This is a genomic window from Pseudomonas sp. CC120222-01a (assembly GCF_003097235.1).
Lineage (GTDB): Bacteria > Pseudomonadota > Gammaproteobacteria > Pseudomonadales > Pseudomonadaceae > Aquipseudomonas.
Map to the genome: position 1 here is coordinate 1 of NZ_QEQQ01000049.1, position 9,170 is coordinate 9,170.

A 9,170-nucleotide genomic window follows, 5' to 3' on the forward strand; every position below is an offset into this window, starting at 1 on the left:
GCTTTGATTGCTTTCGAGGTGTTAGGGATGATGAAGGGTTTGGTATTCGGAGCGGCTTGAATCACCAATTCATCTTTGGCGGTGTCCACGCCAGCTTCGATTGGGGTTGCGGACGTTGCCATGAATAGCTGCTCCTTGTAGCGTAGTGTGACTTGAAGGGCACACCCTGGCGCAGGCTTGCTTCTATTGTCGCTTGCTCGCGAGGCATTCCTTATCGGCGCTTGGGTGCTGAAAGGAGGAGGGGTGATTTCTCCCACGGTCTGTACTGCGCGAACAGTCAGAAGCGAGTTATGACCCTCCTCCTCCCTTCAAGTCCTACCATACAAGCGGGTTTACCCGCGAAAGGGCCGGTACTGGCGTAATAAGGGTTCGCACTGGAATGCGATACCATACCCGCACGCCGCCCACCCCCGGAGCCCCCATGTCCCACCCCTTCGACACCCTCACCCCCGACCTGGTCCTGGACGCTGTGGAAAGCCTGGGCTTTCTCAGCGATGCCCGGGTCCTGGCGCTGAACAGCTACGAGAACCGCGTCTATCAGGTGGGTATCGAAGATTCGCAACCGTTGATCGCCAAGTTCTACCGCCCGGGCCGCTGGAGCGATGCGGCGATTCTCGAAGAGCACCAGTTCACAGCCGAACTCGCCGACTGCGAAGTGCCCGTGGTCGCGCCGATGCAACACGGCGGCCAGACTTTGTTCGAGCACAAAGGCTTCCGCTTCACCCTGTTCCCGCGCCGAGGTGGCCATGCGCCGGAGCCCGGCAACCTCGACCAGCTCTACCGCCTCGGCCAGTTGCTCGGCCGTTTGCACGCGGTTGCCGCAACCCGCCCGTTCGAACATCGCGAAACATTGGCTGTGGACAACTTCGGCCACGCTTCGCTGCAAACACTGCTGGAGGGCGATTTCGTCCCGCGTGAGTTGCTGCCTGCGTTCGAGTCCGTAGCCCGCGAACTGCTCAAGCGGGTCGAGGATATCTACGCTCGTACCCCGCATCAGGTGATGCGCCTGCACGGCGACCTGCACCCTGGCAACCTGATGCATCGCGACGACGTCTATCACGTCGTCGACCTGGACGACTGCCGCATGGGCCCGGCCGTGCAGGACCTATGGATGATGCTGGCTGGCAGCCGCGAAGAGCGCCTCGGCCAATTGGCCGAACTGATCGACGGCTACAACGAGTTCCACGATTTCGACCCACGCGAACTGCCACTGATCGAGCCCCTGCGCGCCCTGCGCCAACTACACCACAGCGCCTGGCTGGCACGGCGTTGGGATGATCCGGCGTTCCCGCGCAGCTTCCCCTGGTTTGGCCAACCGCGTTACTGGGGTGACCAAATCCTCGCCCTGCGTGAGCAGACGGCGGCGCTGGACGAACAACCATTGAAATTGTTCTAGATAGCCGCAAGGGTCTGTCTACAATAGGCGTCGCTGTATTTAGCTACCTAAGCAAGGATTCTGCATGCACGCCGCAAACCCGCGTCGCGGGTACATTCTTGGCCTGTCGGCCTACATCATCTGGGGTTTGTTCCCCCTGTATTTCAAAGCCATCCAGAGCGTCCCGGCGGTGGAGATCATCGTCCACCGGGTGCTTTGGTCCGCGTTGTTCGGCTCCCTGCTGCTGCTGGTGTGGAAACACCCAGGCTGGTGGCGCGAGCTGCGCGACAACCCCCGCCGCCTGGCGATTCTGGCCCTGAGCGGGACGCTGATCGCTGCCAACTGGCTGACCTACGTGTGGTCGGTGAACAGCGGTCGCATGCTCGAAGCCAGCCTCGGCTACTACATCAACCCACTGGTCAATGTGCTGCTGGGCATGCTCCTGCTCGGAGAACGGCTGCGCCGCCTGCAATGGCTGGCGGTAGGCATGGCTGCGGTGGGCGTGGCGCAACAGGTGTGGCAGGTAGGCAGCCTGCCGTGGGTGTCGCTGATGCTGGCATTGACCTTCGGCTTCTATGGGTTGATCCGCAAAAAAGCCCCAGTGGCGGCGCTGCCGGGGCTGGTGGTGGAAACCTGGATGCTGGTGCCACTGGCGTTAGGCTGGTTGCTGCTGAACCCTGCGGCGGTCAGTGCCCAGGGTGCGTTCTATACCAGCAGCGAAGCACTGTGGCTGATGGCAGCAGGGCCGGTGACGCTGGTGCCGTTGGTCTGCTTCAACGCCGCCGCCCGACACTTGCCCTATACCACCCTGGGCTTCCTGCAATACCTGGCGCCGACACTGGTGCTGCTGCAGGCAGTGCTGCTCTTCGATGAGCATTTGTCTTCGAGCAGCCTGGTGGCCTTCATCTGTATCTGGGCGGGCCTGGCGCTCTACAGCGTCGATGCCTGGCTGAATCTGCGCAAGCGCGCCTGATCAAAAAACGATCAAAACTGCGCAGGCCACGTATTTCGTGGCCTGCAGCAACATCTCCAAAGGTTATCCACACCCTCGTCCCCGTGCTTTGTGCACAAGCGACTGATTTCTGTACGTTTTTTGCTCAAACCTCGGGAAGGCTTGCCGTTCCTGGGCTAGCGAGGTGCGCCCCCAGGTTATCCACAGGGCCGTCCCCGTGAAATCGGGATAACCCGCTCACTCCTCCGGTCGCAATTTCAACTCCACCATCAAGTCATCCGCCAGGCTCTCCAGCTTCTGTTGCAGGTCATCCAGCGACAAGGTCAATGGCAGCGCCAGCAGCGCATCGGCATGAAACAGCGGCTCACTACTCATCGGCGCCGGCCGCACTTCGGTGGTAAAGCGCTCAAGGTTCACCCCCTGATCCGCCAGCAGGCGGGTGATATCGCGCACGATGCCCGGGCGGTCATTGCCCACAAGCTCCATGGCGATGGGCTTCCAGGTACATGACGGCTCGATGCCACTTTCGGCGATGAGCACGCGAATATCGTATTGCCCCAGCGCCTGCAGCGACTTCACCAGCTCGTCGTAGTTTTCTGCCGGCACCGCCACCCGCAAGATCCCGGCAAACTGCCCGGCCATCCGCGACATGCGGCTCTCCAGCCAGTTGCCGTTATGATCGGCGATGCACTGGGCAATGCGCTCGACCTGGCCGGCCTTGTCCGGGGCAATCACGGTCAATACAAGATGATCCACAGGCCCTTCCTCTGCGTCGGGCCGCCCAAGGCGGCGAAAATACGGGGGATCGACTCAGTATAGGCAAGGCGCGGCAACCTGCCGCAGGGCAATCCGCGCAAGCAATCGTGTACTGTTTCAAGATTTATCTGGAACAATCCACTGGTTTTTTGCGAACATACGTTCTCCCAGCGTGACCATACGCGACCAACCGGTCGCATAACGGCGCTTTTAGTCTGATTTTGCCTCGCCTACTGCTTCATGTAGTATCCCGTGGCGCGGACTACAAAACGTCGTTTGGATGTCTGCCAAGGCGCCTGTGAAAATACGCACACTGTCTGCCAGCCTGTCTGGCCGGCTGCACCCAGCCGCCTTCGGGTCTAGTCCGATGGCAAGCACTGGTACGTGTTTAGAGAAGCGCTACAGGCTTAATACAGAAGAGCGAAATAGCTGAGCAGAGGTGAGGCAAGCAATGACTGGATACGTTCAAGTCGGTGGCCTTCAGGTCGCCAAGGCCCTGTACGACTTCGTCAACAACGAAGCGATTCCTGGAACCGGCATCGAAGCCGAGAAGTTCTGGGCAGGGGCGGCAGAGATCATTAAAGACCTCGCTCCAAAGAACAAAGCCCTGCTCGCCAAGCGCGACGAGCTGCAAGCCAAGATCGACGCCTGGCACCAGGCACGCAAAGGCCAGGCACACGACGCCGTAGCCTACAAAGCATTCCTCCAGGAAATCGGCTACCTGCTGCCACAAGCCGACGATTTCCAGGCCACCACCCAGAACGTGGACGAAGAAATCGCCCACATGGCCGGCCCACAGCTGGTCGTTCCGGTGATGAACGCCCGTTTCGCCCTGAACGCCGCCAACGCCCGTTGGGGTTCGCTGTACGACGCCCTGTACGGCACCGACGCCATCAGCGATGAAGGCGGCGCCGAGAAAGGCCAGGGTTACAACAAGCTGCGTGGCGACAAGGTCATCGCCTTCGCCCGCGCCTTCCTCGATGAAGCCGCGCCTCTGGCCGCAGGCTCCCACGTCGACTCCACCGGCTACCGCATCGAAGGCGGCAAGCTGGTCGTCGCCCTGAAAGGCGGCAGCAACAGCGGCCTGCGTGATGACGCCCAGCTGATCGGCTTCCATGGCGACGCCAAGGCACCGACTGCCGTGCTGCTCAAGCACAACGGCCTGCACTTCGAGATCCAGGTCGACGCCAGCACCCCGGTCGGCAGCACCGATGCCGCCGGCGTCAAAGACATCCTGATGGAGTCGGCCCTGACCACCATCATGGACTGCGAAGACTCGGTTGCCGCCGTCGATGCCGATGACAAGGTCATCGTCTACCGCAACTGGCTGGGCCTGATGAAAGGTGACCTGGCCGAAAGCGTGAGCAAGGGTGGCAAGACCTTCACCCGCACCATGAACCCGGACCGCGAATACGCCGCGCCCAATGGCGGCAGCGTAACCCTGCACGGCCGTTCGCTGCTGTTCGTGCGCAACGTCGGTCACCTGATGACCAACCCGGCGATTCTCGATGCCCAGGGCAACGAAATCCCCGAAGGCATCCAGGACGGCCTGTTCACCAACCTGATTGCCCTGCACAACCTCAACGGCAACACCAGCCGCAAGAACACCCGCAGCGGCAGCGTGTACATCGTCAAGCCGAAGATGCACGGCCCGGAAGAAGTCGCCTTCGCCGCCGAGATCTTCAGCCGTGTCGAAGACCTGCTGGGCATGAAGCGCAACACCGTCAAGGTCGGCATCATGGACGAGGAGCGCCGTACCACGGTCAACCTGAAGTCCTGCATCAAGGCGGCCGCCGAGCGCGTGGTGTTCATCAACACCGGCTTCCTCGACCGCACCGGTGACGAAATCCACACCTCGATGGAAGCCGGCGCCGTGGTGCGCAAGGGCGCCATGAAGAACGAGAAGTGGATCGGTGCCTACGAGAACAACAACGTCGACGTGGGCCTGGCCACCGGCCTGCAAGGCCGTGCGCAGATCGGCAAGGGCATGTGGGCCATGCCTGACCTGATGGCCGCCATGCTCGAGCAGAAGATCGCTCACCCGCTGGCCGGCGCCAACACCGCCTGGGTACCGTCGCCGACTGCCGCCACCCTGCACGCCCTGCACTACCACAAGGTCGATGTGCAGGCGCGTCAGCGCGAGCTGGCGTCGCGCACCCCGGCGTCGGTCGATGACATCCTGACCATCCCGCTGGCGGCCGATACCAACTGGTCGGCCGAAGAGATCCGCAACGAGCTGGACAACAACGCCCAGGGCATCCTCGGCTATGTCGTGCGCTGGATCGACCAGGGCGTGGGTTGCTCGAAGGTACCGGACATCAACGATGTCGGCCTGATGGAAGACCGCGCCACCCTGCGCATCTCGGCCCAGCTGCTGGCCAACTGGCTGCGCCATGGCGTTGTCAGCCAGGAGCAAGTGCTGGAAAGCCTCAAGCGCATGGCTGCAGTGGTCGACAAGCAGAACGCCGGTGACGCCCAGTACCGCCCGATGGCGCCGAACTTCGACGACAACGTCGCGTTCCAGGCGGCGATCGAACTGGTGGTCGAAGGTGCCAAGCAGCCGAACGGCTACACCGAGCCAGTGCTGCACCGTCGCCGTCGCGAGTTCAAGGCGCGTAACGGGTTGTAAGCAACATCAGTGAAAGGGGCCGCTTTGCGGCCCCGATCCTGTGTCACTCGATCTTCAGTTCTTTCTTCACCAACCCCAGCAGTTTCCCCAGGTCCACCGGCTTCAGCAGAAAATCCACCACCCCCAGGTGCATCACATCCACCGCCTCCTTCACATCGGTGTCGCCCGACACCACGATGATCGACAACGCTGCTTTCTCGGAAGCACGAACTTTATTGATCAGTACCCGCCCATCCCTAGGTTTCATGCGTAAGTCAGTAATGATCAGCGCGATTCTCGGCTCGTAATGCAACTTGAATTCCGCCTCCTTGACGCCATCTGCCTGCATGCATTCAATACCATGGCTTTTCAGATACAAGCTCAGGGCTTGGCGGTTAACCGGGTTGTCATCAACAATCAATACAACTGGTTTCTGCGCAGCCGCAACCGGCGCACTCACTCCAGCCAAAGCCTTGCGTTCGGCGTCACTCAGGATGTCGTCATGCTCAGCCATGGTCATCTCGTCAAAAAAATCCCGCTCAGTGGTTAGGACCGCAAAAGCCCGGTAACCCGGCTCGCCTTTCGTCGGGTCTTTGACAGCAGCGGCTCACTAGACTTACGTCCAATGGGCACCACCCCGCTGCCAGCCGACCATGGGGACCGAGAACAACAAGGCCGCTCCTATATATAGATATATATAGTTCGGCGTAGCGATACGGTCAGTGTCATGAGCAAAAAGGACGCCTACAGTCAGGCGGGAAGAACGGCAGTACTGCAGAACATCCAGGGCACCTTGCAGTTCCTGCAGCGTTTCCCGCCGTTCAACCAGATGGAGCAGAGCCACCTGGCCTTCCTGGTGGAACAATGCCAGCTGCGCTTCTATGCCAGCGGCGAAAGCATCATCAAACCCACGGACGGGCCAGTCGAGCACTTCTACATCGTCAAGCAGGGCCGGGTCGTCGGCGAGCGCCAGCACCTGGTCAAGCCTGGGGTGGAAACCACCTTCGAGATCACCGGCGGCGAATGCTTCCCGCTGGCGGCACTGCTCGGCGAGCGGGCGACCCGCACCGAACATCTGGCCGGCGAAGACACCTTCTGCCTGCAGCTGAACAAGGCCGCGTTCATCCGCGTGTTCTCGATGTCGGAAGTGTTTCGAGATTTTGCACTGCGTGGCGTCAGCAGCCTGCTCGACCAGGTCAACCAGCAGGTGCGCCAGCGCGCAGTGGAAACCCTCGGCACCCAGTACTCGCTGAATACCCCGCTGGGCGAACTGGCCATGCGTCACCCGGTGGTCTGTGCGCCGGATACACCGCTGCGCGAAGCGGTGCGGCTGATGCATGAACAACAGGTCGGCAGCATCGTCGTGGTCGATCCGCAGCGCTATCCGGTGGGCATCTTCACCCTGCGCGATCTGCGCCAGGTGGTGGCCGCCGCCGATGCCGACCTCGGTGCGCCGATCGAACAGCACATGACTGCCAGGCCGTTCTACCTCAGCCCCCAGGCCAGCGCCTTCGATGCGGCCATGGCGATGACCGAGCGGCATATCGCCCACGTTTGCCTGGTGGACAACCAGCGCCTCTGTGGCGTGGTGTCCGAACGTGACCTGTTTTCCCTGCAGCGGGTCGACCTGGTGCATCTGGCGCGTACCATCCGCCACGCGCCACGCCTCGATTCGCTGGTGCAACTGCGTGGCGAGATCGGCCAGCTGGTCGAACGCATGCTCGCACACGGCGCCTCCTCGACGCAGATCACCCAGATCATCACCCTGCTCAACGACCACACGGTGTGCCGGGTGATCGAGCTGGCCATTGCCGAACGGGGCGACCCCGGCGTGCCGTTCAGCTGGCTGTGCTTCGGCAGTGAAGGGCGCCGCGAGCAGACTCTGCACACCGACCAGGACAACGGCATCCTCTTCGACGCCACCGACGACGCCGAAGCCGAGGCCATACGCGCGCGCCTGCTGCCCTTGGCGCAGTACATCAACCAGTGCCTGGCCCAGTGCGGTTTCACCCTGTGCAAGGGTAACGTCATGGCTGGCAACCCCGAGCTGTGCCTGTCACGTGCACAGTGGGCGCGGCGCTTTGCCGGCTTCGTGCGCGAGGCCAGCCCGGAGAACCTGCTGGGTTCGAGCATCTACTTCGACCTGCGCGTGGTCTGGGGCGATGAACAGGGCTGTGAACAACTGCGCCGGCAGCTGCTGGAGCAGGTGGCGGACAACCGCATCTTCCAGCGCATGCTGGCCGACAACGCCCTGCGCCAGCGCCCTCCGGTGGGCCGCCTGCGCGAGTTCGTGCTGACCCGCCAGGGCAACGACAAGGCCGCCACCCTCGACCTCAAGGTCCAGGGCCTGACGCCGTTCGTCGATGGCGCTCGCCTGCTGGCCCTGGCCAATGGCATTGCTGCCTGCAACACCTTGGAGCGCCTGCGCCAGCTGGTCGACAAAGGGGTCATCGAAGCGCTCGACGGCGCCGCTTACGAAGAGGCCTACCACTTCATCCAGCAAACCCGCATGCAACAGCACCAGCGCCAGACCCGCGACAACCTGCCGTACTCCAACCGCCTCGATCCGGACAGCCTCAACCATCTGGACCGGCGCATCCTGCGTGAATCGCTGCGCCAGGCGCAGCGCCTGCAGAGCAGCCTGGCCCTGCGGTATCAGTTATGAGCCTGTTCGCCTGGCTGCGCCCCGCTGCCCCGCTGCTGGAGGATGCCTTGCGCCAGCGCCTGGCACGGCTGCCCAAGGCCAGGCCGCTGGGTGTGTGCTCGTTGCGCGAGCAGCGCTGGGTGGTGCTCGACCTGGAAACCAGCGGCCTGAACCCGAACCGCGACCAGGTGCTGTCGATCGGCGCGGTGGCCATCGAGGACGGCGCCATTGATTTCGCTCAGCAGTTCGAACGCACCCTGCACCGCCCTGAACAGAAAACCAACGCCAGTGTGCTGATCCACGGCCTCGGGCCAAGTGCCCTGGCGGCTGGCTGCGACCCGGCCGAGGCCTTGCTCGACTTGCTCGAATTCATCGGCGACAGCCCGGTGCTGGCGTTCCATGCGCCGTTCGACCAGCGCATGCTTGCGCGTGCCTTGAAAGAAAGCCTGGGCCATCGCTTGCAGTTGCCCTTCCTCGACGTGGCGGAACTGGCGCCGATGCTCAATCCCGACACCGTGTTGCGCGAGGCCGGGCTGGATGACTGGGTGGCACGCTTCGGCCTGCAGGTGGATGAGCGTCACCATGCCAGCGCCGATGCGCAGGTGACAGCGGAGCTGGCGCTGATTCTGTTCAGCCAGGCCCGGCGTCAGCAGCTCGACAGCCCGTTGCAACTGGAGCAGCGATTGGCCGGCTGGCGGCGGCGCAAAGCGCACAATCACGGCCTTTAGACTTACATCGGCCTCTTCGCGGGTAAACCCGCTTGTATGGTAGGACTTGAAGGGAGGAGGAGGGTCATAACTCGCTTCTGACTGTTCGCGCAGTACAGACCGTGGGA

At 62.4% G+C, this 9,170-nt stretch carries 7 protein-coding genes and 1 pseudogene; 5 read left to right on the forward strand and 3 right to left on the reverse strand.

Annotated elements, in window-relative coordinates:
• A pseudogene (locus N430_RS29005) lies at window positions 1-122 on the reverse strand (IS110 family transposase); the annotation flags it as partial.
• 299 nt (window positions 123-421) lie between these two features.
• On the opposite strand from N430_RS29005, the gene N430_RS29010 reads away from it, so the two are divergent.
• Window positions 422-1,396, forward strand: coding sequence for a serine/threonine protein kinase (locus N430_RS29010; protein ID WP_110640001.1), 975 nt, complete (start codon window positions 422-424; stop codon window positions 1,394-1,396).
• A 64-nt stretch (window positions 1,397-1,460) separates the two neighbouring features.
• Window positions 1,461-2,348: an EamA family transporter RarD gene (gene rarD, locus N430_RS29015; RefSeq protein WP_110640002.1), complete on the forward strand. Its 888-nt coding sequence runs from the start codon at window positions 1,461-1,463 to the stop codon at window positions 2,346-2,348.
• A 216-nt stretch (window positions 2,349-2,564) separates the two neighbouring features.
• On the opposite strand, the gene N430_RS29020 is transcribed toward rarD, so the two are convergent.
• Window positions 2,565-3,083 (reverse strand): glycine cleavage system protein R, encoded by a 519-nt coding sequence (locus N430_RS29020; RefSeq protein WP_110640003.1) that lies wholly within the window; start codon window positions 3,081-3,083, stop codon window positions 2,565-2,567.
• A 451-nt stretch (window positions 3,084-3,534) separates the two neighbouring features.
• Here N430_RS29020 and N430_RS29025 point away from each other — a divergent pair, with 451 nt between their 5' ends.
• Window positions 3,535-5,712 (forward strand): malate synthase G, encoded by a 2,178-nt coding sequence (locus N430_RS29025; RefSeq protein ID WP_110640004.1) that lies wholly within the window; start codon window positions 3,535-3,537, stop codon window positions 5,710-5,712.
• Between the two features lie 43 nt (window positions 5,713-5,755).
• Here the strand turns inward: N430_RS29025 and N430_RS29030 are convergent, their stop codons facing one another.
• Window positions 5,756-6,205, reverse strand: a complete 450-nt coding sequence (locus N430_RS29030) for a response regulator (protein WP_110640005.1) — start codon at window positions 6,203-6,205, stop codon at window positions 5,756-5,758.
• Between the two features lie 213 nt (window positions 6,206-6,418).
• On the opposite strand from N430_RS29030, the gene N430_RS29035 reads away from it, so the two are divergent.
• Entirely contained in the window at window positions 6,419-8,356 is a 1,938-nt protein-coding gene (locus N430_RS29035; RefSeq protein ID WP_110640006.1) for a putative nucleotidyltransferase substrate binding domain-containing protein, read from the forward strand.
• Window positions 8,353-9,063: a PolC-type DNA polymerase III gene (locus N430_RS29040; protein ID WP_110640007.1), complete on the forward strand. Its 711-nt coding sequence runs from the start codon at window positions 8,353-8,355 to the stop codon at window positions 9,061-9,063. Before N430_RS29035 ends, N430_RS29040 begins: the two co-directional genes overlap by 4 nt.
• Window positions 9,064-9,170: the final 107 nt, after the last annotated feature.